This window comes from Methylobacterium sp. AC433 (assembly GCF_979253015.1).
In genome coordinates this window covers 1-263 of the sequence record NZ_CEEDBN010000072.1, presented here as the reverse complement: position 1 = coordinate 263, position 263 = coordinate 1, and the positions used below count along the sequence as shown (strand labels likewise).

The window sequence follows — 263 nt, the reverse complement described above, 5'->3', positions numbered from 1 at the left end:
GCAGGTCCGGACTCGCGGCGCTGTGCTTGATCAGGGCGCCCCGCGGGGCGCGATTGCCGCGCAGGACCGCCATGGCGCCCACGGGCTGGATCGGATCACCGGCGGCGCGGATCACCGTCTGGCCCGGTACCGCCTCGGCCGCCGCCACCACGTCGCGCCGGGTCCCGCCCGCGACCGTGCCGGCCTCGAGGTCGATCAGCGCTCCCAGGTTCCGGAGGAGCACCGGCATGCCGCCGGCATGGTGGAAGTGCTCCATGTAGGGC

Annotated in this window: 1 pseudogene; it reads right to left on the bottom strand. The window is 75.3% G+C overall.

Annotated elements, in window-relative coordinates:
* Positions 1 to 263, bottom strand: a pseudogene (locus tag AC0IWM_RS23785) (dihydroxy-acid dehydratase); the annotation flags it as partial.